The organism is Zhongshania aliphaticivorans (assembly GCF_902705855.1).
Taxonomy (GTDB): domain Bacteria; phylum Pseudomonadota; class Gammaproteobacteria; order Pseudomonadales; family Spongiibacteraceae; genus Spongiibacter; species Spongiibacter aliphaticivorans_B.
Genome location: NZ_CACSIJ010000015.1, coordinates 264171 through 285848, shown reverse-complemented (window position 1 = coordinate 285848; position 21678 = coordinate 264171). Strand labels below are relative to the sequence as shown.

21 protein-coding genes are annotated in these 21678 nt (G+C 46.9%); 17 read left to right on the top strand and 4 right to left on the bottom strand.

The genetic code is table 11. The annotated features are described in order from the left end of the window. The first annotated feature begins 28 nt into the window (after positions 1–28). Positions 29–1069 carry a glycosyltransferase gene (locus GVJ32_RS15395; protein WP_159240968.1) on the top strand — a complete coding sequence of 347 codons (1041 nt, stop codon included), beginning with the start codon at positions 29–31 and terminating at the stop codon, positions 1067–1069. Next, positions 1066–1785, top strand: coding sequence for a YrbL family protein (locus GVJ32_RS15390; RefSeq protein ID WP_159240967.1), 720 nt, complete (start codon positions 1066–1068; stop codon positions 1783–1785). The genes GVJ32_RS15395 and GVJ32_RS15390 overlap by 4 nt, the downstream gene beginning before the upstream one ends. A 27-nt stretch (positions 1786–1812) precedes the next feature. Here GVJ32_RS15390 and GVJ32_RS15385 read toward each other — a convergent pair whose 3' ends face one another. Then, positions 1813–2940: a glycosyltransferase family 4 protein gene (locus GVJ32_RS15385; protein WP_159240966.1), complete on the bottom strand. Its 1128-nt coding sequence runs from the start codon at positions 2938–2940 to the stop codon at positions 1813–1815. Positions 2941–3225: 285 nt separating this feature from the next. Here GVJ32_RS15385 and GVJ32_RS15380 point away from each other — a divergent pair, with 285 nt between their 5' ends. From GVJ32_RS15380 to GVJ32_RS15325, 12 genes are all read left to right on the top strand, one after another. Beyond that, complete coding sequence (locus GVJ32_RS15380; protein WP_159240965.1) at positions 3226–4026, top strand: glycosyltransferase family 25 protein; 801 nt, start codon at positions 3226–3228, stop codon at positions 4024–4026. 62 nt (positions 4027–4088) lie between these two features. Then, positions 4089–5006, top strand: a complete 918-nt coding sequence (locus GVJ32_RS15375; RefSeq protein WP_159240964.1) for a glycosyltransferase family A protein — start codon at positions 4089–4091, stop codon at positions 5004–5006. Positions 5007–5213: 207 nt separating this feature from the next. Next, positions 5214–5750, top strand: coding sequence for an FkbM family methyltransferase (locus GVJ32_RS15370; protein ID WP_159240963.1), 537 nt, complete (start codon positions 5214–5216; stop codon positions 5748–5750). Between the two features lie 170 nt (positions 5751–5920). After that, positions 5921–6991, top strand: a complete 1071-nt coding sequence (gene rfbB / locus GVJ32_RS15365; RefSeq protein WP_159240962.1) for a dTDP-glucose 4,6-dehydratase — start codon at positions 5921–5923, stop codon at positions 6989–6991. A 156-nt stretch (positions 6992–7147) separates the two neighbouring features. Then, positions 7148–8032, top strand: a complete 885-nt coding sequence (gene rfbA / locus GVJ32_RS15360) for a glucose-1-phosphate thymidylyltransferase RfbA (protein WP_159240961.1) — start codon at positions 7148–7150, stop codon at positions 8030–8032. Between the two features lie 33 nt (positions 8033–8065). Then, positions 8066–8605 (top strand): dTDP-4-dehydrorhamnose 3,5-epimerase, encoded by a 540-nt coding sequence (gene rfbC, locus GVJ32_RS15355; RefSeq protein ID WP_159240960.1) that lies wholly within the window; start codon positions 8066–8068, stop codon positions 8603–8605. Next, positions 8602–9525 (top strand): dTDP-4-dehydrorhamnose reductase, encoded by a 924-nt coding sequence (rfbD, locus tag GVJ32_RS15350; protein WP_235035167.1) that lies wholly within the window; start codon positions 8602–8604, stop codon positions 9523–9525. Before rfbC ends, rfbD begins: the two co-directional genes overlap by 4 nt. Before the next feature lie 65 nt (positions 9526–9590). Then, a complete protein-coding gene (locus GVJ32_RS15345) occupies positions 9591–10415 on the top strand; it encodes a glycosyltransferase family 2 protein (protein WP_159240959.1) in 825 nt (274 codons plus the stop codon). Between the two features lie 292 nt (positions 10416–10707). Then, a complete protein-coding gene (locus GVJ32_RS15340; RefSeq protein ID WP_159240958.1) occupies positions 10708–11646 on the top strand; it encodes a glycosyltransferase in 939 nt (312 codons plus the stop codon). 99 nt (positions 11647–11745) lie between these two features. Continuing rightward, the gene (locus GVJ32_RS15335; RefSeq protein WP_159240957.1) at positions 11746–12144 is read left to right on the top strand and encodes a sugar 3,4-ketoisomerase; all 399 of its coding nucleotides are present in this window, start codon (positions 11746–11748) and stop codon (positions 12142–12144) included. Continuing rightward, positions 12141–12680, top strand: a complete 540-nt coding sequence (locus GVJ32_RS15330) for a GNAT family N-acetyltransferase (RefSeq protein ID WP_159240956.1) — start codon at positions 12141–12143, stop codon at positions 12678–12680. Before GVJ32_RS15335 ends, GVJ32_RS15330 begins: the two co-directional genes overlap by 4 nt. A 75-nt stretch (positions 12681–12755) precedes the next feature. After that, on the top strand, positions 12756–13856 hold the full coding sequence (locus GVJ32_RS15325) for a DegT/DnrJ/EryC1/StrS family aminotransferase (RefSeq protein WP_159240955.1): 1101 nt from the start codon (positions 12756–12758) through the stop codon (positions 13854–13856). A 27-nt stretch (positions 13857–13883) separates the two neighbouring features. Here the strand turns inward: GVJ32_RS15325 and GVJ32_RS15320 are convergent, their stop codons facing one another. The 3 genes from GVJ32_RS15320 to glf are packed head-to-tail and all read right to left on the bottom strand — an operon-like array spanning position 13884 to position 16779. Next, a complete protein-coding gene (locus GVJ32_RS15320) occupies positions 13884–14657 on the bottom strand; it encodes a DUF4422 domain-containing protein (RefSeq protein ID WP_159240954.1) in 774 nt (257 codons plus the stop codon). Next, positions 14654–15652 carry a hypothetical protein gene (locus tag GVJ32_RS15315; RefSeq protein WP_159240953.1) on the bottom strand — a complete coding sequence of 333 codons (999 nt, stop codon included), beginning with the start codon at positions 15650–15652 and terminating at the stop codon, positions 14654–14656. The genes GVJ32_RS15320 and GVJ32_RS15315 overlap by 4 nt, the downstream gene beginning before the upstream one ends. 32 nt (positions 15653–15684) lie before the next feature. Continuing rightward, positions 15685–16779 carry a UDP-galactopyranose mutase gene (glf, locus tag GVJ32_RS15310; RefSeq protein WP_159240952.1) on the bottom strand — a complete coding sequence of 365 codons (1095 nt, stop codon included), beginning with the start codon at positions 16777–16779 and terminating at the stop codon, positions 15685–15687. A gap of 246 nt (positions 16780–17025) precedes the next feature. Between glf and GVJ32_RS15305 the strand changes: the two genes are divergently transcribed. The 3 genes from GVJ32_RS15305 (at position 17026) to GVJ32_RS15295 (ending at position 21677) form a co-directional block, all read left to right on the top strand. Continuing rightward, positions 17026–18519: a SulP family inorganic anion transporter gene (locus GVJ32_RS15305; protein ID WP_159240951.1), complete on the top strand. Its 1494-nt coding sequence runs from the start codon at positions 17026–17028 to the stop codon at positions 18517–18519. Further along, positions 18519–19370, top strand: coding sequence for a universal stress protein (locus GVJ32_RS15300; protein WP_159240950.1), 852 nt, complete (start codon positions 18519–18521; stop codon positions 19368–19370). Before GVJ32_RS15305 ends, GVJ32_RS15300 begins: the two co-directional genes overlap by 1 nt. 309 nt (positions 19371–19679) lie before the next feature. Beyond that, on the top strand, positions 19680–21677 hold the full coding sequence (locus tag GVJ32_RS15295) for an acyltransferase family protein (protein ID WP_159240949.1): 1998 nt from the start codon (positions 19680–19682) through the stop codon (positions 21675–21677). Position 21678 lies beyond the last annotated feature (1 nt).

The following is a 21678-nucleotide window of genomic DNA, read 5'->3' as shown; positions in this document are numbered from 1 at the left end:
GAATTTATTGGCTACGGTTGCAAAATTAATGAGAGTACTTCATGTAGATACCCAGCAGTTACGACGTTATGGTCGGACACGAGTAAGTTGGGCGCAAAAATTAGGTTTTGGATTAATAAAAAACGACCACTACCTGCAAAGTTTTAGTGACCGTGATGTAGCCGCATTTGAGGCGCCGTTTGGTATTCGAGATTTAGGCGTAGGCAAAGCGAATAAGCGCCTGCTTGAGATGGCTGATGCCATGGAGCCAGATCTAGTGATTGCGGGTCATTGCGATACGATTAGCAATGAAACTCTGAGTGAAATTAAGCGCCGCCGTCCCGCCACGATTATCGTCCATTGCAATAATGATCCCCTTTTTGTTCCCAGCAATGTAGAGCGTATTCGCTCTAGAGCAGCTGTTGTTGATGCTGTATTTGTGTCAACTGGCTTAAAGGAATTAAAGCAGTTTGAGGGCCTTGGTGCGCGTATTTATCATATGCCAAATCCTATTGAGGCCTCCGTAGAGTGCTTGGATAACTCGACGAAAACGGATTTAGAAATTGATTTGCTGTTTTGTAGCAATAGTACAAATCTTACCAAACGGCTCGAGATGGTCGGCAATATTAAAGACGCAGTAAAAGACGAAATGAATTTTATGACCTACGGGAGTTTTGGCGAGGCACCGGTATGGGGGCGCGATTATGATCGCGCTTTGGCTAAGACAAAAATGGGCCTAAATTTGAATCGCCAAGAGGGTGATTACTGGTATTCCTCTGCACGGATGGCGCAGTTGGCGGGTAACGGTATCTTGCTATTTACTAGCAGTGCTCCGCGATTTGACGAGCTTTTACCGCCGGAGTCGGCGGTGTATTTTGATGATGAGGCGAGTTTGCTCGCAAAAATTCGCGAGTTTCAGGGTGACGATGCTAAGCGGCAGCATTGGGCCTCGCGCACCCGCGATTTTTTCCATCGTGAAATTAATTCAACGTTGTACGCGCAATTTATTGTAGAGGCTAGCTTGGAAATGCCTTTTAGTCACGACTATGTTTGGGTTCAAAATATTGCTGGTAACGGGGTTGCTCAGTGAGCTTAACATTATCGACGGAGCGTCCATTCTCTCGTGGGGGAAACCGACTCTGCTTTGTGCACCCTGACCACTCTAACAGATGCATTAAAGTGCGCCGCCCAGAATTTACACTCGAAGATTATCGTAGGAAAAAAGGCTTCCCGAAAAGCTTATTACCGCTGTCGGTTTTCGACGACAATGCTGAAGAGTTTAGAGTCTTACGTGATTTTCAGCAGAATTATTCAGACTCTGTTTTTGATCATATTAGTCGCGGCTACGGCATGATTGAAACAGATTTGGGTTTAGGCATTTGCTCAGAACTCATTCTTGATCATAACGGCAATATATCCATGTCGCTGATGTTGTATCTCTGGAACTTCGGTTATACAGATGAATGTAAAAAAGCAGTTGAGATGTTGAAAAAGCACTGGATGGACCACTTGGTGCCGTCGCGATCAATACTGCTTCACAATATTGTTGTAGAGAAGCGCCTTGAGGCTGATGTTGAATCCATCAATAGGCTGGTCGTTATTGATGGCTTGGGGGCAACGGGCATTGCGGCGCTTCCGTTTTTGCCTCGGCGTGCGCGTCGTTACTTGGTTGGGCGCAAAGTAAAAAATTTAGATGAGCGGATTGACGAGTTTTTTGAGAGTATTAAAAACGGCAAATATCCTGGTCCAAATGGATTGCCAATGAAAAATGGTGAGCCAGATATTCCTGCGCCGCGAAATAGTTAGTAAGCTCATCGGAGGCTGCGTTAACTCTTAATCATCTTTTGTGCAGAGCGTTAATAATTTTTGTGCTATCTGCTCCCATTGTAATTCGGCTTGAGCTCTTTGCTGGGCCTGCTGCCCCATCGCCTTTAATGCGGCACTATCTGCGAGCATTTTTTTGATACCTAGGTAAATGTCGTGTTCACTGTCGCCGTCGCATAATACTCCTGTACGACCATCGAGAACGGCGTCGCCGGCGCCGCCAATGCGGCCGGCAAGGCTTGCAACTCCCATCATAGCTGCTTCAATGTAGACAATGCCAAAGCCTTCAACGGAGTCGCCAACTGCACGGCATGGCATCGTGAAGATGTCTGCTTTTTGCAGCAGTGCAGATCGTTCTCCGTCGCTTACACGGCCACAAAATTTAACGTTATTTGTTATGCCGAGCTCTTGTGTACGCGCTGATAGACTTTCTTGTAGGGGGCCGGTGCCGGCGACCATATAGAGTAGATTGGGGTGGTCTTTGAGTAGTTTTGGCAAAATCTCAATAACTTTATCTTGGCCTTTGCGAGCTTCTAGTCGTCCAACGGTGAGCAGGATGGGGGAGTGCGCCATACATAAATTGCTAACGTTTGTTAGCTCGTTCGCGCTTGGTGCTGGTGGCGGCGTGACACCGGGGTGAAGAATGTGGGTTCGGAGAGCGCTTGCTGTGTAGGGGCGGAGACGTTGTGCGGTGAATTGTGAATTCGCAAATATAAAGTCTGCTTGAGACAGCGTTTTAGTGATGCGGTTTTTCTTCTTCTCGCTTGTTTGTGTGGGAAATTCCATGCCATGAGCAATGCATACACAGCATAAGCTGCGGAATTTTTCAGGGCTTAGCAGCTCCATACTTTTCCAGCTATCGCATATAAGTAGAGTGTCGTGGGTGTTTAGGTGCTTTGCGATCCACCGAGCTTTGCGATAACGGCGAATTAGCTTGGGGCCGCTTATTCTTTTAATTACAAAGGCTTGGCTGGTATCGAATTCCTGCTGCCCCGCAATGGTGGGGGCATCACATATGACACTTACGTGGTGGCCAATATTGTGCAAAGCCTTGGCAAGTTCATACATATAGTTTTGTATGCCGCCGGCTTCCGGTGGAAAATTTTGTGTGTTGATTAGTATGTTATGTATTTCCATTACTTGGATGTCCGGTCTACAGATCTTATGTGTTGGGCTTGTATTGATAGCCGTGGCGCTTTTTCTATCGTCGGTCTGTTGAATGTTACACTGTCTGCTGGTTTTGCGTCGCGAAGGAATATGAGTGAAATGGAATGTTGCGGTACTGGGTGGTGGATTAATCACGTAAATTTGGCTGCTGCCGCTGGTGTTTGAGTAGGTATATTGTAAGCTGTTATTGATGTTGAGTTAAATAGCGCCCGTTGAGCTTAGGTGTTTTGGCAGGCAAGGCTTGGTTGAGGGTGTATGCAAAAAAAATACTTATGTCGAGTTATAAGCCTAAATAAGGATGCGGAGAATACGCAAAAGCTTATAAGCGATTTGACGACCCAAGGTATAAACGCGGATGTATTTGATGCGGTAGATGGCCGCGATGGTGAACCATCCTTGGAGCGAGGAGAGTACTTTCGCGACACACTGGCGATGATTCGCCACGGAAAGCGCTTAACAAATAGTGAGCTGGGTTGCTATCTATCACATTTTAGAGCGGTGAAACAGGCATACGATGAGGGCTATGAGTACGCATGTTTGTTTGAGGATGACGTGGTTATTGAATCTTTGTTCGGTGATGTGTTCAAGGTGTTGCTTGAAAAGGATTTGGACATGGTTCGCTTGATGTCTTTAAAGCTTCGCAAAAGAAAAGTGCTAGGGCCTTTATTTGATAAACACTGTTTGGTGCGTCAAGAGCGTGGTGGATTAGGCGCACAGGCATATTTGCTTAACCGGACAGGAATGAAAAAATTCTTAGATTATGGCTGCGGTATTTATGAGCCAGTGGATAAAGTTTTTGATCATTTCTTTTTGTTTGACTTGAATGTGTTTGCCGTTGAGCCCCATGTGGCTTTTGAACTGTTGCATGAAACGAGTGTTGCCAAGAGGCCGCCGGTACATTCAGATTCTCCAAATTTGTGGCATCGTTTGATGTTTCATCCCGTCAAATTGTGGTTTAGCTTGTGTCGACATATCTACCGTTTGCGTCATCGGCAAGCTTTTCTTGACGCGGAAATGCCGGATGCGTCGATCAGTAAAACGACAAGAAAGCATTAGGTTGCTTTCATATTATTTAATAGGTGGTGTTGGTTAAATGGTAAGGCTGTTGGGGCAATGTAATGATCAGTATTAATATCGCGTTGTGTACATGTATGCGGCCAACACTTTTGAGCAAGTGTTTAGACAGTCTTGCCGCTATGGCTATACCCGAAAACTCCAAGGTTTTTGTGACTGTTGTTGAGAACGACGAAAACCAGACTGCGCGTCCGGTAGTTGAAGCAATGCAAGAAAATTTTCCGCTACCTTTAAAGTACGTGGTTGAAAGTAAGCGCGGCATTCCTCTGGCGAGAAATAGGGCGATTGCAGAAGCGCATAGTTTACACGCAGATTATTTGATATTCATTGATGACGATGAGTGGGTCGATAAGGACTGGTTGGTATTGCTGTTGGCTTACGCGCTTTCGGTTGGCGGCAAGGCGGTAATTTCTGGCGCAGTTAAGTCAGCCTTGCCGGCAGACACGCCGGAATTTATGAAAGAGATATTTCGCGATAAAGGCCGCAAGACGGGCGCTGTATTAAGTAGTTGTGCCACTAATAATGTGCTTATACCTATTTTTGTTACGAAAGAGATGGGCTTGCGGTTTGATGAAAGTCGGCCACTAGCGGGTGGTACCGATACCTTGTTTTTCTGTGAGGCAGTAAATCGTGGTGTGTTGATCTATAAATGCGCCGAGGCTTTTGTTAGTGAAGATATTCCTGCCAGTAGAGTGAGTTTACGATGGTTGTCGAAACGTAAATATCGCGTAGGTATTACCTTGGCGTGGCGTAAGCGGCGCAATGGCCGTTCTACGGCGGGAATAGTGATTTCGTCGCTAGCTCAGATTGTAGTAAACAGTTTGATTGCAGTTGTTGCCATCTTACTTTTTCAAAAAACAGCAGTGATTAAAGCCATAATGAAGGCTAGCCGCGCAGCGGGTACGGTAAGCGGTGTTTTCGGTGTCGAGGTGGATAGCTACCGTACGATTGATAATGGTTGAGTTTTTATTCTGTAAAGCCTTCCGTTTTAAAAGCGGTGCTCAAGAGAATGATCATTTGAAAATGTTATTTCATAAGGGCTCGTGAATGTGAATATAATAAAAAAAGTTTCTGCGTTTTTATCGATTTTCGTCTTACATTATCGAGCATATAAAGTATTAATTCGAAATAAGAGATCGTATCTGTATTCAACAGGTTGGATGCAGAGTTTGGCTCAAGGTAAACCGGTAGATATCTCGCAGAATGCAATCCCTTGGATGAACTTTAATATAGTTGAGTTGCTAGATCAGCGTTTAAATAAAAGTTTAAGCTTGTTTGAATTTGGCAGTGGCTATTCAACGTATTTTTATGCAAACCGGGTGAGGTGTGTCACATCGCTTGAATATGATAAACACTGGTATCAATTGCTTAAGCCGCAGGTGTCAGAGAGTGTGGATTTGGTCTTTCAGCAGGAAGACATTGACGGCGACTACTGTAGAGTAATTGTTGAACAGAAGAAGAAATTTGATGTCGTTGTTGTTGATGGTAGGGATAGAGTGAATTGCATCAAGCAAAGTTTTACCGCACTTTCTGAGCGAGGTGTGATTTTACTTGATGACTCTCAACGGGAGCGATATCTAGAAGGTATTGTGCTTGCAGAGGCTAAGGGCTTTCGCGTTTTGCACATGAGTGGCTTGAAGGCAACGGGTGGGCGAACTCATCGGGCTACCATTTTGTATCGCGACGGGAATTGTTTGGGTATTTAGTATTGTTTGCGTCGGTTTTTATTCCTTTGATGAGATATTACGCTTTGCGCTGAGAGGTATTCTCCATCGTCGAATAATAAGTAGAATTATTGGGGTATGCCATCTTGCGATATTTTTTGAATTTGATGTGCGGCGATCTAGCTAAGTTGTCGCGTTAAAGGCTAACAATTATGAAGGTTATTGTAACCGGCGGCGCCGGTTTTATCGGTAGCGCCGTGGTTCGCCATATTTTGGCAGATACCGATGTGTCGGTAGTGAATGTCGATGCCTTGACGTATGCGGGTAATTTGGAATCGATTCCAAATGCAGCAAGCTCAGAGCGTTATACTTTTGCTCACGTAGATATCTGCGATTTAGCAGTACTCAATGCGGTGTTTGCTCAGCATCAACCTGATTTTGTGATGCACCTTGCGGCAGAAAGCCATGTTGATCGCTCCATCGATGGCCCCGGTGCGTTTATTCAAACCAATATTGTTGGCACCTACAATATGCTTGAGGCCGCACGTCGTTATTGGCAGGGGCTAGAGGGCGATAAAAAGGCGGCTTTTCGTTTTCATCACATCTCCACCGATGAAGTGTATGGCGATCTGCACGGCACGACCGATCTCTTTACCGAAACCACCTCATACGAACCCAGTTCGCCTTACTCGGCGAGCAAGGCAAGCTCCGATCATTTAGTGAGAGCATGGGGGCGCACCTTTGGCCTGCCGATCATCGTCACCAATTGTTCCAACAATTACGGCCCCTACCATTTCCCAGAAAAGCTAGTGCCCCACATTATTCTCAATGCGCTGCACGGCAAGCCCCTGCCAGTCTATGGTGATGGCAGCCAGATTCGTGATTGGCTCTATGTTGAAGACCACGCCCGCGCACTTTTCAAGGTAGTGACCGAGGGTAGGCTGGGCGAGACTTACAATATCGGCGGTCACAACGAGAAGCGCAATATCGAGGTGGTGGAAACCATCTGTGAGTTACTCGAGGAGCTAGCGCCAGAAAACGCAAACTCCCGTGCAAGCGGCAAGGGTTTTAAAGACTTGATTAGCTTTGTTAAAGACCGCCCAGGTCACGACGCGCGCTATGCCATCGATGCCAGCAAGATTCAGCGTGAGCTGGGGTGGACGCCACAAGAAACCTTTGAGTCAGGGATTCGTAAAACCGTGCAGTGGTATCTTGATAACCCTCAATGGTGGCAGCGGGTGTTGTCAGGGGATTACAAATTGGATCGGATTGGTGGGGCTTGATGTAAGTGCTGAATGCTTGACGGGAGATGGGAGACGCAAAACCCCAAACCCCAAACCCCAAACCCAGAACTATGAATGCACCACCTAATCTTTTCTAAAAACCAGTATTAATACGACGCCTGATACTTATTGCGTTAGACCAATATAGGAAGCTCCATGAGTAAGAAATACAAAGGCATTATCCTCGCGGGTGGCTCAGGCACCCGCTTGCATCCCATTACCATGGGGATCTCCAAGCAGCTGCTGCCTATTTACGACAAGCCTATGATTTACTACCCCCTGTCGGTGCTGATGTTGTCAGGCATTCGAGATATTTTGGTCATCTCTACTCCTACAGATTTACCGGGCTTTCAGCGCTTACTCGGTGACGGTAGTCAGTTTGGCATTAACATTTTCTATGAAGAACAGCCGAGTCCCGACGGCTTGGCGCAGGCCTTTACGATTGGTGCCGACTTTATAGGTCAAGACAATGTGAGTTTGGTGCTGGGCGACAATATCTTCTACGGTCAGCATTTTTCCGACAATCTAAAAAGTGCTGTGAGTAAAGACAGCGGAGCCACGGTATTTGGCTATCACGTAACGGATCCAGAGCGCTTTGGGGTGGTGGAGTTTGACGAGGGCGGCAAAGCCATAAGCATTGAAGAAAAGCCCGCCAAGCCAAAGTCGGCTTATGCGGTGACCGGCTTGTATTTTTACGATAATGACGTGGTGGACATAGCCCGCAGCATCAAACCTTCCTCTAGAGGTGAGTTGGAAATCACCGATGTAAACCTGGCTTATCTCAACCGTGGGGATTTGAATGTTGAGGTGCTGGGCCGAGGCTTTGCTTGGCTTGATACCGGTACCCACGATTCCCTCATTGATGCGGGGCAATTTGTGCAAACCGTTGAACATCGGCAGGGCTTAAAGGTGGCGTGTTTAGAGGAAATTGCCTATAGGCGGGGCTGGGTGAGCGCGGAGCACCTAGTGAAGCAGGGGGAGCTGCTTAGCAAGACGGGTTACGGCCAATATTTACTGCGCGTAGCCGACGGCTACAAGTAAGCGCAACACCCAATAAACGGATACCAACAGTAAATGAATGTCATCCAAACCAAACTGAAAGACTGCGTGATTATTGAGCCAAAGGTATTTGGTGATCATCGCGGTTTTTTCTTAGAAACCTTCCAAGCAGAGCGCTATGGGGAGATGGCGGGTATTACACTGCCATTTGTGCAAGACAATCACTCCCGCTCAGCAAAGGGCGTGTTGCGTGGCCTGCATTTTCAAAAAACCAAACCTCAGGGCAAATTGGTGCGGGTGGTGAGTGGTGAGGTTTACGACGTGGCGGTGGATATTCGCCAAGACTCCCCCAGCTTTGGGCAGTGGGAGGGGGTGCTGCTATCTGAGGAGAACAAACGCCAATTCTGGGTGCCGCCGGGCTTTGCCCACGGATTTGTGGTGCTTAGTGACACCGCAGATTTTGAATACAAGTGCACCGATTATTACGATCCCGCCGATGAAGGTAGTTTAATCTGGAATGATCCGGCCTTGGCAATCACTTGGCCGCTGGCCGCCCCGACCTTGTCTGATAAAGACAGCAAGGCCCCCACCTTTGCAGAGCTGTTTCAGCAATGAGCGAGCAGAGCAGCACACAAGCAGAAATGCACATACTGGTAACCGGTGCCAATGGCCAGCTTGGTCAATGCTTGGCGGATCAGTTAATCAAACAGAACATCCCCCATAACTTATTATCCCGCCAAGATGCTGATATTAACGACACCGTCGTGCTAGAGAAGATCGTTGTTGATAAGTGTGTCACCGCGATCATCAACGCCGCCGCCTATACTGCGGTGGACAATGCGGAGTCTGAGCCCGAGTTAGCAAAGCGGGTGAATGAGGACGGGCCGATGGCGCTGGCCAAATTGTGCAGCCGATTTGATATCCCCTTGCTCCATGTCTCTACTGACTATGTGTTTGATGGCAATAAGCAAACGCCCTATATCGAAACGGATCAAACGGGTCCGACTGGGGTTTATGGCCAAACCAAGCTCAATGGCGAAATCGCCGTGCAGCGTCATTGCCCCAAACACATCATATTGCGCACGGCTTGGGTGTTTAGTGAGTATGGCAATAACTTTTTGAAGACGATGCTGCGCCTAGCAAAGGAGCGTGACACGCTCAGTGTGGTAGGGGATCAAATGGGTTGCCCGACCTACGCGGGTGATATTGCAACTGCCCTAATTAGTATTGCGCAGCAATTGCACGCGGTAGAGCTAAATAAAAGCGGGACGAAAGCCCTCTATGGCGTTTATCATTACGCCGGCAATGAGGCGGTGAGCTGGTACGGGTTTGCGATGGCGATTTTTGAGCGAGCTCATCAGTTGGGAGTGTTAGAGCGCATACCAACGGTAAGCGCGATAAGTGCAGAGGACTATCCGACGCCAGCTAAGCGTCCGGCCTACTCGGTACTGAATACGGCTAAAATCAAAGCTGATTATGGTCTGGAGCCCAGTGCGTGGCGGATGGCGCTTGATGACTTGCTGCTTGACCGCTAGGGATTGACTTCCCGCAAAATAGTTTGCGAAATATTGTACCGATAAACGTGGAGTACGAGGCAGGAATGCAAGATCTTTTTAATGAGATGACCCTGGTCACGATAACGCATAATAGTGCCAAGGTATTACCTGCGCATATCGAATCTTTACGGAATAGTGCTCAGAAGAAACTACCGCGCTGGTTGATCGTGGATAATGCAAGCACCGATGGCAGTGATGAGTTATTTGAGCGCTATGGGCAAGATATTGAATTATTAAAGAATACGGAAAATTTAGGTTTTGGCAGTGCCTGTAATTTCGGAATAAAGGCTAGTACTACTCGTTATGTGTTGGTGTTAAACCCAGATACTCAACTTGCCGAGCTTGAGCTGGAGAAGTTGCTTGCGGAATTGAAGCTTCATGGTGCGGCTATTGCGGGGCCAGCGCTGGGTCCTACTCAGGATCAACACGTTGAAGCAGCGGATTGGCTGGTTGGTGCGGTATTGCTGTTCGATACTGAGCAAATGGCAGCAGTGGGATATTTTGATGAGCAATTTTTCCTGTACGGAGAAGATGTCGATATTTGTAAGCGAGCAAATAACGCGGGCTTAAAAGTGCTTCACTGCCGTAATGTCAGTATTCCACATGTTGGTGGCGGCTCAACGGTACGCAGTAAAATAGTAAATCAGTTTATTCACTTCCACAAAGGCCGATCTTTTGTCTTGTATGCGCAAAAGCATGGTTTGCCCAATAATGTAGTAGAAAAATACATTGCCGATAATCGTCGCCGTAAAATTATTGCGGTGTTTACCTTTGGGGGTGGGCGATATTTGCGTGCCAGCGCGAAGCTCAAAGGCGTGGCCTCGGTTTTGGCGGAAGCTAAAAAAACTGACAAACCGATTGAGCATTAAAATATATTTGTAAATTCTTGGGTTCCATATAGCGATAATCTGAAATTCGCTATCACTTAACCATGGAAATTATGCTGATCCTATTTTCTGTTATTGCTATCATCGGCGTTTTGGATTTTTTAGCCAATCTGCTATTTGATATTTAATTAGTGAAAAATAGACTGAAAATATAAAATATTTAGCGCCGAGGAAATGACTGCTCTCTGAGCTTTTACGACAGATTGCTTCTTGAGCGCATTTAATATTTCGATGGTTTGTGTAAAGGCCTCCTTTTGTTAGTGACAGCGACGTTATGGATAATGAAATAATTTCAGTTACATTTTTGGTGCTATGTTATAAGCAGCAGGACTTCATTGATGACTGTGTGAAGGGCGCGTTGGCTCAAGACTACCCTGTGTCAGAGTTTGTTTTTTCTGATGATGCTTCTCCCGATGATAGCTATGAAAAATTATGTCTAGCGGTTGAGCGCTATGGCCAAGGGCGACCTGTCACAGTTAGAAAAAATGCAGAGAATATGGGGCTTATTCCGCATTTTAATTTAATGATGGCAAAGACAACTGGTGAGCTAATCGTTTTGGCGGCGGGTGATGATATTTCTTTTCCTGAGCGAGTCTCTACTTTGGTCGCTCGCTATCTCGCAGCAGGAAGACCGTCTTTATTATGTTCGGATGTTGCGCCGATTGATGATGCCGGGCGAGCGACAAGCTACCAGCCGCCGGGGGGAGAGATGTGTGCAATGCTAAATATTCGCGAAGCCGCCGAATCGAAATTTATGTATTTGGGTGCCTCAGGAGCGCTGTCGCGAGCCTCATGGTTGCGCTATGGTGATATTTTCTACCCATTCGCGTATGAAGATTTAGTGCTGGGTTTTCGTGCACTATTAGATAATAGCTTGGAGTTTATCGACCAACCTTTGTTGTATTACCGTGTTGGGGTTGGGATATCGACACTTTCTGAGCAGGTTGGTGTTGATCGTGATGAGTTGATTGCCGGTCGTCTAAAAGAAATTCGGCTTCGGCACGATGTTCTAGCGCAGCGAATGAGAGATATACAGCAATCTGGCCAGCGGTTGCCGACGATTATTAAGGTGCTGAATAAGCGTGTTGCACGGTTGGCTGTTAGAGTAAATTTTTATAGTGCGCGTTGGCGTTTGTTGTTTGATTTCTTTTGGCGCCCAGCGGCATTTTGGTCAGGTGTAAAGCGGGAGGCACGCTATCTTCGTGATCTTTAAGTACATTTACTGGGGCGTATCTTCTCGGGTGATAATAAGTGGCAGGCCGCCACTATTAGGTAGCCTAGGATTGCCATTAATGATGTTTCCGGAGGAAGCTTGAGTCTAATTGAGCTAATTGATCTACCTGTCTACGGTGATGCGCGTGGGCAGCTAGCGGCACTTGAGTCTGGGAAAAACGTGCCCTTTGAATTTAAGCGAGTCTACTATATTTTTGATACGGCGGCCGGTGTTGCCCGGGGCTTTCATGCCCACAAGAATCTTAAACAGGTCTTGGTGTGCGTTAGTGGTCGCTGTCGAGTAGTTTTGGACGATGGGCACAGCCGAGAGGAGGTCTGGTTAGACAATCCCAAACAAGGCTTGTTAGTGTGCGATATGGTGTGGCGTGAACTGCATGATTTGAGTGAAGGCTGTGTATTATTGGTGTTGGCAGACCAGTATTATTATGAAGATGATTATATACGGGATTACGATGATTTCTTGGAGCAATTGGCTTGAAAGATTTAACAGGTCGCAGTATATATTTGCGTTTGGCCGAAATTCAGGACGCAGAATTTATTCACTCAATACGGATTGATCCACGTTATAACCGCCATCTATCTGCCGTGAATGGTGGCGTTGATTCGCAGGAAGCCTGGCTACGAGAATACAAAATTCGTGAGGCGGCTGACCTCGAGTATTATTTTATTGTTTGTCGCCGCCGTGACCACATGGCAATCGGCACGATACGTCTATACGATTTTATTGGTGACAGGGATTCATTCGGGCTTGGTAGTTGGATTTTGACCGAAGATAAGACGGCTTCTGCGGCCTTGGAAAGCGTGAGTTTGGCCTATTGCTGTGGGTTTCAGGTGTTGGGATTTCGCGCTTGTCATTTGGATGTGCGCAAAGAAAACACCAAGGTAATTAGCTTCCATAAAAAATTTGGTGTTGTTGCAACCGGGGACGATGCGCAGAATGTTTATTATTCGATGACGCCAACAATTTTCAATAAATTTGCCGAAAAGAATAAGCGATTTTTGACTGCGTATTGAATGACTTTCAAAACATATAATCTTTTTGCATTTAGCCGAAATCGCTCTTAGCGAAACTTTGTCTGGAGATTCTTGGTGATCCCATTTTTTAATTTACAGGCAATAAATCAGCAATACCGCCAAGAAATGTTAGCTGCCATGGCGCGTGTAGTCGATTCCGGCTGGTATATACGCGGTGCGGAGCTTGCTGCCTTTGAGTCTGAGTTTGCCAACTATTGTGGGAGCCGCTTTGCTGTAGGCGTCGGCAGCGGTTTAGATGCTTTAAGTTTGACCTTAAGGGCTTGGATAGAGCTGGGTAAGCTTAAGGTGGGCGACGAGGTTTTGGTGCCAGCCAATACCTATATAGCGACTATTCTAGCTGTACTAAATAATGGCCTGTGCCCAGTTTTAGTTGAACCAGATGAAAAGAGTTTTAATTTGTGTCCGCTCAATGCGGCAAAGGCGATTACTGATCGCAGTCGCGTAATTTTACCTGTGCATTTGTATGGCCAGTTAGCTGATATGTCGACCATTAATACATTGGCAGAGCAGTACAGCTTATTGGTGTTAGAAGACGCCGCGCAGGCCCACGGTGCCGCCGTCGCGGGACGGCGGGCCGGAAGTCTAGGCCACGCCGCCGCATTTAGTTTTTATCCTAGTAAAAACCTTGGCGCCCTTGGCGACGGTGGCGCGGTGGTAACCGCAGACCAAGAGCTTGCCGACATGGTTCGGCTGCTCGGAAATTACGGTAGCGATAAAAAGTATCAAAACACAGTAAAGGGTGTGAATAGTCGTCTGGACGAGTTACAGGCGGCAATCTTGCGCGTGAAATTGCGTTTTCTAGACGGAGAAACTCAGCGGCGCCAAGCACTGGCTAAGCAATATCACGATCTTATCAAGCACCCGGATATCATCTTGCCGAGCTTCCGTGATGATGGTTCTCATGTTTTTCATTTGTACGTTATCCATACTTCGCGCCGGGACGAGTTACAAGCGTATTTTGCCGAGCATGGCGTTGAAACACTGATTCATTATCCAATCGCTCCTCACAAACAAGAGGCGCTTAGCGAGTGGCGTGAGGTGTCTTTGCCGTTAACCGAGTGTTTGAGTCATACCGCATTGAGCCTGCCGCTGGGGCCGGCTATGAGCGATGCGCAATTAATAGAGGTGGTACGGCTTTGCAATGACTGGCGTTAAGCTTGCACTCAATGATGGTGCAATACGCTAATGGCTAAAATAGCGGCGCCACAGCTCTAGTCGCCGCGTAATTGATGTCGGGGATCGCTTTTTGTCGATGCGATGAACGCGTGAGGCGAGGCAGCGAAGCTGGTTTTTTTGTAGCCAAACATTAAATAGCCGCTCGGCTATGAACCCGTATACCCTGCTCTGATAGCTGTCGTAGCTTGATATATCACAGCGCTCTTCTAACTCAAATAAAATCGGAAACAACCAGCTGCAGTAACTATCGACGAGAGATTTTTTGGCGACAAACATATTAAAGCCGGAGAAACTGTAACTTGTCATTACCGCGTCAAAATCACTTAAGTAATCCGGGCTCCGCCGCGCGATAATATCCCGACATTTGTCTAAGTCTTGAATGTGGTGAGCATCGCGATACTGCTCGTATACCGTTTTGTCATCGTGTACTGACGGAGTTGCAATAATAATATCGTAGTGGTTTAGAAACTTGAGGATTTCTTTTTCGGACAATAAATTTGGCGTTTGGCCGCCGCGGCCAGTGCTCAGGCCACTAAAAAACCGCCGGTAGTGGACGAGGCCGGTTATTGTGGCCGTGTTGTTTTTCCATATCCAGTAAAGCGCGGTGAGTTCGCAAAAGCTGGGATTGCGATCAGCGATTTGGTCTCCACTATTATCTCTTAGTATTTCCTGTGCGCTGCTATTTATATTGCTGCCCACCAAAAGTGGGCTATAAATATCAGCTAATTTGGCAGTGAAATCTTTGTGGGTGGCAATATAAATGTGCACTGAGCTATTCATGTCGATGTTTCTGGCGAGGGTGGTAGAGAGAGGGTGGATAAATCGATTCCAAATTGGTTTTTTATCCGTGCGCGAACGTCTTCAGCTTTATACCGTTGCTTACCACTACCTTGGTCGACCCAAACCGAATGTCCAGAGTGGCCCTGGAAGCCGTGTTGGTACCATTCGGACCGTTCATTAATGTTTATTTGCTGGGGCAGAGACTCTACTGGTAGCGGGTCTGCTATATGATAACCAAGCTTAATTGCCTGATAAAACCAGTAGGCGCCGACGTCAGCGCGGCTATAATAATTACCAAATAAACTGCGACTTTTCTCGCTGATTTCCTTCGTTATTGCTACGTTCAGCATGCAGCACCATTCGTTAATTCTGCAGGTGAAGCTTCCTTTTTTGGGCTTGGGGTCGTTGAGCTGCGATTTTTGTATAGCCATGGGCCAATGTGGTGATGGGCGATAGCCCTCCATAATCCGCTTGGGGTTACATTCGTCTGAATGGTGGCAGCGCCAACACTGGCCTAGATCGCCAACAATGGCCGTTTGGGGCTTGGCGGTAATTGTTTTTAAATATAAATCGACAATGTCATTTCGAAACTCGACATCGTCGTGGATGATAAATAGAAACTGTTTGTCGGTATTGTCTATGGCATATTGATAGCGCACGTCATCTTTATTGTGAGTAGTGCTGTTGTAAAAGCGATGGATTTTACTTAAGAAAAACCACGGCCCCATGTATTCAGGTCGATATTCTGTTAAGTAAATTTTTTTAATTCCGGCCGGCTTAGTATTTGTCCGAAGGTGAATTTTCCACGGCTTAAAATAGGTTTGTATGGTCTCATTTTCGTAGTAAGCAACAGTCGATTCGCCAGAGCAGTCGTCATTGATATAAACGTTGTCGATATGATCGCTAGCCACAGCTTTCAGGGTCATTAGGGTGTAGAGCAAGGACTCTGGTTTTCGGTAAGACTGAACTGCGACATCGACTTTTGCGGTTTCCATTCTTAGGTCTCTGTATAGAATGTTTAGATGGCTTAGGCCATGGATTGTAAGTCTTTTAATGCAGAGCCGATAATCTGGTGCATATCGTAGTAACGGTACTGGGCGAGTCGGCCACCAAAAATAGTTTTCGTGTCGGCATTGGCAAGCTCGCGGTAGCGCCGATAAAGGGCATCATTTTGGCTATTATTAACAGGGTAATAGGGCTCCATGCCTTCCGTCCATTCTGCGGGGTACTCCTTGGTAATAATGGAGTGGGGGGTGTTAACCGGATCGAAATGCTTGTGCTCAATGATTCGTGTATAGGGTACTTTATATTCGGTGTAGTTCACCACGGCATTGCCCTGAACATTGGGGATCTCGTGGCGTTCAGACTCAAAGCGTAGGCTGCGGTATTCAAGCTTGCCGAATTGATACGAAAAGTACTGGTCAATTGGCCCAGTGTAAACAATGTGCTTCGCTAGCTTGCGATATTCGGCTTGGCGATCAAAGAAATCGGTATTGCAGCGCACTTCAATCCCTGCCAGCATTTTTTCAATGATCTGGGTGTAGCCGCCAATCGGTATACCTTGAAATTGGTCGTTAAAGTAGTTGTTGTCATAGGTAAACCGCACGGGTAAGCGCTTGATGATAAAGGCCGGTAGGTCAGTGGCTGGGCGACCCCATTGCTTCTCGGTGTAGCCCTTGATTAATTTTTCATAAATATCGCGACCGACCAGGCTAATGGCTTGTTCCTCGAGATTGCTTGGTTCACGACCTTCTAACTCTCGACGCTGTTCGGTAATTTTCGCTTGGGCCTCGGCGGGCGTGCTGGTTCCCCATAGTTGGTAAAACGTGTTCATATTAAACGGCAGGTTGTATATTTTTCCCTGATAGTGGGCGATGGGTGAGTTGGTGTAGCGGTTGAATTCAGCAAATTGATTGATGTAATTCCAAATATCGCGACTATTGGTGTGAAAGATGTGGGCGCCGTAGCGGTGAACATGAATCCCGTCCACATTCTCTGTATAAATATTGCCGCCAATATGTTCTCGCTTTTCGATGACCATAACGCGTTTACCGCGTTTTTTTAGCTCGTGGGCGCAGGTTGAGCCGTAAAGGCCGCTGCCTACTATAAGGTAATCGTACATAGCAGTTTTCTCATGACATATTGCGATTGCTTAATATTGAAGCGGCTAGCGTAAAAAGCACCTAATGTACCATTCGATGAAAGGGGCTTGCAGGTGTTTTTTGAGTAGTTTCGAGTCCGACTTTGAACGAGGAAACAGAGTATAATGAGCGCCATTTGGTGCCAGCGGATTGCTGCATGTCGGTAGAGTGCGATATTTAGTGCACCTGCCTAGCTGTTCCGCTCTTTAAGTATGGTGAATTTGGGTATGTTTTTGTTATCAAAGAAAGAAGATTGGCTCGGGAATATTCGTGGCGATATTCTGGCGGGATTGGTTGTTGCCCTTGCTTTAATCCCTGAGGCAATCGCCTTTTCGATTATTGCTGGCGTTGATCCCAAGGTCGGTCTTTACGCCTCGTTTTGTATTGCCGTGGTAACTGCCATTGTAGGTGGTCGTCCCGGTATGATCTCTGCAGCCACCGGCGCTATGGCGTTGTTGATGGTGACCTTGGTGAAAGATCACGGCCTGCAATATTTGTTATCAGCGACTTTGCTTACCGGTGCCTTGCAGATTGTGGCTGGCTATTTAAAGCTCGGGCAGTTGATGAGCTTTGTGTCGCGCTCGGTGGTGACTGGCTTTGTAAACGCCTTGGCTATATTGATATTTATGGCGCAGCTGCCGGAGTTAACTAACGTTACTTGGCATGTTTATGCCATGACTGCCGCGGGATTGGGGGTGATTTATTTATTCCCGCTGCTGCCGGTGATTGGCAAAGTCATTCCGTCGCCGCTGGTTTGTATTCTTACTCTCACGGCGGTGAGTTTACTCATAGGTCTTGATATCCGCACAGTTGGGGATATGGGGGATTTACCCGATACTTTACCGATTTTCCTTTGGCCAGATGTGCCGCTTAACCTTGAAACACTGGGAATTATTTTCCCCTATGCGGCTGCAATGGCGATCGTAGGCTTGTTAGAGTCTTTAATGACCGCGACTATCGTTGATGACTTAACCGATACGGGCAGTGATAAGAATAGGGAGTGTAAAGGGCAGGGTATCGCAAATGTTTTTTCGGGTCTGCTTGGTGGTATGGCAGGCTGTGCGATGATTGGCCAGTCGGTTATAAATGTTAAGTCTGGTGGTAGGGGCCGGTTGTCGACCTTCTTTGCCGGTGCGATGTTGTTAGCAATGGTGGTGTTTCTAAGTGACTGGGTGTCGCTAATTCCAATGGCGGCCCTTGTTGCTGTCATGATCATGGTGTCTATTGGTACCTTTAATTGGGCATCTGTAACAGGGCTTAAGTCTAACCCGCTGTCGGCTAATATTATTATGCTGGCAACAGTTGCGGTGGTGGTATGGACACACAATCTTGCCTATGGTGTTTTTGTCGGTGTGCTGCTGGGGGCGTTGTTCTTTGCTAATAAAGTCAGCCACTTTATGTATATCAGTAAAGATCTAAGTGATGACGGTAATACGCGGACATATCGTGTAGTGGGGCAGGTGTTCTTTAATTCGGCGGAGCGCTTTAATGCCGGTTTCGATTTTAAGGAAGTGGTCGATAAAGTCGTTATTGATTTAAATCGCGCACATTTTTGGGATATCTCTGCGGTTGGTGCTTTAGATAAAGTCGTCATTAAGTTTAGACGAGAAGGCGCCGAAGTCGAGCTGATTGGCTTAAATGAGGCCAGCGAAACAATCGTTGATCGATTCGGTATTCACGACAAGCCCGAAGAAATTGAAAAAGTACTGGGAGGCCACTAATGAATAATAACTATGTGTTGGCGTGTATTGATGGTGCAAGTCTGACTACCGCCGTGTGTGATTACGCCGCGTGGGTATCACTTAGAGCGGGTGTCCCTCTCAAATTGCTACATAATATTGAGCACCGTCCACAGGCGGCTATTACCGATTTAAGCGGTAGTATTGGGCTTGGTAGCCAAGAAGAGCTGCTTGAAGAGTTGACGCGGGTAGAGCAACAGCGCAATCGCCTATTGATGCAAAAGGGTAAGTTGATGCTTGATGCGGCCGGCCAGCGAACCGTGCAGGCAGGTGTGACAGATGTGGAGTCTTGGCAGCAGCATGGTAGCTTGCAAGAGTCACTGGTTGAATTAGAGGAAAATATTCGTGTGCTGGTGATGGGTGTTCGAGGTGAAGAGCATCGCGAAGGGCAGCTAGGTGCGCACTTAGAAACAGTTATTCGTGCCTTGCATAAACCCGTGCTGGTTGTGAACACTGAATTTTCAGCGCCGAAGAAAATTATGCTGGCCTACGACGGCCAGGATGCGTCGCGAAAAGCCTTGGATATGGTGGCATCCAGCCCAGTATTTAAAGATATCCCCTGTCACTTGGTCTATGTGGGTGATGAGTCTACAGCAGCTAGTGTTCTAAATGAGGCTGCGGCAGTGATGCAAGCAGCTGGTGTTAATCATGAGCTTGTGAACTTACCCAAAGGCAAAAGCGATGAGCAGCTATGCCACTACCAAGCTGAAAATAATATTGATCTGACGGTAATGGGGGCTTACAGCCATCATCCCTTACGAGGCATGCTGCTAGGTAGTTTGACCGCGAAAATGCTACAAAAAACGCAGAAACCTTTGTTGTTGCTACGGTAGAGCTTTCTTATGCGCGGTGCTAGACCGTAGCTTCGGTCGTTAAATATTAGCCCGCACAAGTCAGCAGTATCGTTTTTAATCGTAGGCTTGCTGATTTGTTAAGCTGCTAGCTTCAGGTGTGATGCATTTCTCATTTTTGGTTTGGTCTTGTTTTAATTGTCTCCTATGATTACGGCTCGTGAGTTTTCGTAAAACTTGGGCGCTAAAGCGAGTCGAAGTTGTAGGTAAGTATTAATCATTATGGCTAGGGTTAGTATAGCGGCTGTAGACATGACGCGGACTCTATCCCCATTTAGCTAGGAATTATCATTGCACTATCGAGCTGATATAGACGGCCTACGAGCGCTTGCAATTGTCCCTGTAATTCTTTTTCACGCTGGCGTTAGTGTGTTTTCTGGCGGCTATATTGGCGTTGATGTTTTTTTTGTTATTAGCGGCTACCTTATTACCAGTTTAATTCTCGCCGATATGGATAAAGGCAGTTTTAGCCTCGCGCAATTTTATGAGCGGCGTGCCCGCCGTATCCTACCGGCTTTATTTGTCGTTACATTTATTTGTATTTTACCTGCTTGGTATTGGTTGATACCAATCGATATGAGTAGCTTTGCAAAAAGCCTAATGGCGGTTCCAAGCTTTCTATCTAATGTACAGTTTTGGCAAGAGAGTGGTTACTTTGAGCGCAGCACCGAGCTTAAACCGCTGTTACACACATGGAGTTTGGGAGTAGAGGAACAGTACTATCTGCTGTTTCCATTGCTAATTCTTGTATGTTGGCGATTTGGTAAGCGACGCTTGAATTTCATGTTGCTAGCTATTGCGATGGTAAGTTTATTGTTTTCTCGCTGGGCTGCCCACAAAGCGCCAGAGGCTAATTTCTATCTTTTACCCACTCGGGCGTGGGAGATATTTAGCGGCGCATTTATCGCTCTTTATTATAATCGCGGTGGCGTACTAAATGTGTCGTTTCGACTGCGCCAGTGTTTGGGCGTTTTGGGTTTGTTCATGCTGTTGTCGGGCATGTTTATTTACGATCGTGATACGCGTTTTCCGGGCTTTTATGCGTTATTGCCAGTGCTAGGTACAGTGCTGGTTATTTTGTTTTCTTCACCCGGTACATTGGTTTTCCGTCTGCTTAGTTCTCGTGCTTTTGTTGGTATGGGGCTGTTGAGTTACGGGGCTTACCTGTGGCATCAACCCTTATTTGCCTTTGCTCGTTATCATTATATTTTTCAGGGGGAGCCGCCTGCCTTTCTTATGGCGCTGCTGATTCTACTGTGTATCATCTTGGCGTATCTTTCGCGGCGTTATATTGAAGAACCATGTCGAAATAAATTTAAGGTCAGCTCAAGGGTGTTTCGTCGTGGGGCCGCGTCTGCGGCAGTAGTACTGATCGGCGCCGGCGCGCTGGCATTTGCGGATAAGGGCAATGTGCTTCGTTTTGATCCGGCTCTCTTGCACACCGTTGAGGGCGCCCGCAATAGCCTCAATCCCCTGGCTGAGGTATGCCGTACCGACGCGGGTCAAGAGTTTCACATTCCTCGGGCTGAATGTTGGTACGGGAAAGGTCAGAAAAAAATATTGGTATGGGGTGATAGCCACATCGATAATACCGCCGCGCAATTAGTAGACTATCTTCCGCAAGCGAGGATTTACCATGCTGGCTATGCTTCTTGCCCGCCAATTCGAGGTATACATCGCATCGACGTTGACTATTCCGATTGTGCGGCTTACACCGATAGCGTTTGGACATGGGCGAAGACCGAAGGCTTTGATGCGATCGTACTTAGCGCTCGGTGGCGCGCATACGTTGAGGCCAGTAAATTTGATAATGGCGAGGGTGGGATAGAAAACTATGCTGTAGACTTTGTCCCAGATACTGAATACCACAATGAGCAGGAGCGCCGAGCAGGAATTTTGGCGGCTTATAGGGCTTCAATTACCGAGTTAGCCAATGAATTTACCCCGCTGCCAATTTATTTGGTGTATCAAATACCAGAAGCGGGTTGGGACGTGCCAGACGTTTATTTACGCGCAGCATCACGAGCGAGTGAGCCAGTATTATTAAGCACCGATTATGGTGTATACCAAGCCGCTAATCGTCCTTCTAGTGAAGCTTTAGATAGTATAGATAAGGCAAATATTCAGCGTATTTATCCCGAAAACGTTTTTTGTAATACCGTAATCGCGGGGCGGTGTGTTTTGGCGCAGGGCGAAAAATTATATTATTTAGATGATGATCACCCGTCTTACGATGGCGCAGCTGCGCTTGCTAAGTACTTTGCTGGCGTGATTGCGCCTAGCTTATAGA

What these genes read in the sequence shown, in the direction of transcription:
- GVJ32_RS15320 (WP_159240954.1), bottom strand. Translation starts at nt 14,657, where the DNA reads ATGAATAGCTCAGTGCACATTTATATTGCCACCCACAAAGATTTCACT.
- rfbC (WP_159240960.1), top strand. Translation starts at nt 8,066, where the DNA reads ATGAATGTCATCCAAACCAAACTGAAAGACTGCGTGATTATTGAGCCA.
- GVJ32_RS15385 (WP_159240966.1), bottom strand. Translation starts at nt 2,940, where the DNA reads ATGGAAATACATAACATACTAATCAACACACAAAATTTTCCACCGGAA.
- GVJ32_RS15375 (WP_159240964.1), top strand. Translation starts at nt 4,089, where the DNA reads ATGATCAGTATTAATATCGCGTTGTGTACATGTATGCGGCCAACACTT.
- GVJ32_RS15380 (WP_159240965.1), top strand. Translation starts at nt 3,226, where the DNA reads ATGCAAAAAAAATACTTATGTCGAGTTATAAGCCTAAATAAGGATGCG.
- GVJ32_RS15300 (WP_159240950.1), top strand. Translation starts at nt 18,519, where the DNA reads ATGAATAATAACTATGTGTTGGCGTGTATTGATGGTGCAAGTCTGACT.
- rfbB (WP_159240962.1), top strand. Translation starts at nt 5,921, where the DNA reads ATGAAGGTTATTGTAACCGGCGGCGCCGGTTTTATCGGTAGCGCCGTG.
- GVJ32_RS15345 (WP_159240959.1), top strand. Translation starts at nt 9,591, where the DNA reads ATGCAAGATCTTTTTAATGAGATGACCCTGGTCACGATAACGCATAAT.
- rfbD (WP_235035167.1), top strand. Translation starts at nt 8,602, where the DNA reads ATGAGCGAGCAGAGCAGCACACAAGCAGAAATGCACATACTGGTAACC.
- glf (WP_159240952.1), bottom strand. Translation starts at nt 16,779, where the DNA reads ATGTACGATTACCTTATAGTAGGCAGCGGCCTTTACGGCTCAACCTGC.
- GVJ32_RS15315 (WP_159240953.1), bottom strand. Translation starts at nt 15,652, where the DNA reads ATGGAAACCGCAAAAGTCGATGTCGCAGTTCAGTCTTACCGAAAACCA.
- GVJ32_RS15340 (WP_159240958.1), top strand. Translation starts at nt 10,708, where the DNA reads ATGGATAATGAAATAATTTCAGTTACATTTTTGGTGCTATGTTATAAG.
- GVJ32_RS15395 (WP_159240968.1), top strand. Translation starts at nt 29, where the DNA reads ATGAGAGTACTTCATGTAGATACCCAGCAGTTACGACGTTATGGTCGG.
- GVJ32_RS15305 (WP_159240951.1), top strand. Translation starts at nt 17,026, where the DNA reads ATGTTTTTGTTATCAAAGAAAGAAGATTGGCTCGGGAATATTCGTGGC.
- rfbA (WP_159240961.1), top strand. Translation starts at nt 7,148, where the DNA reads ATGAGTAAGAAATACAAAGGCATTATCCTCGCGGGTGGCTCAGGCACC.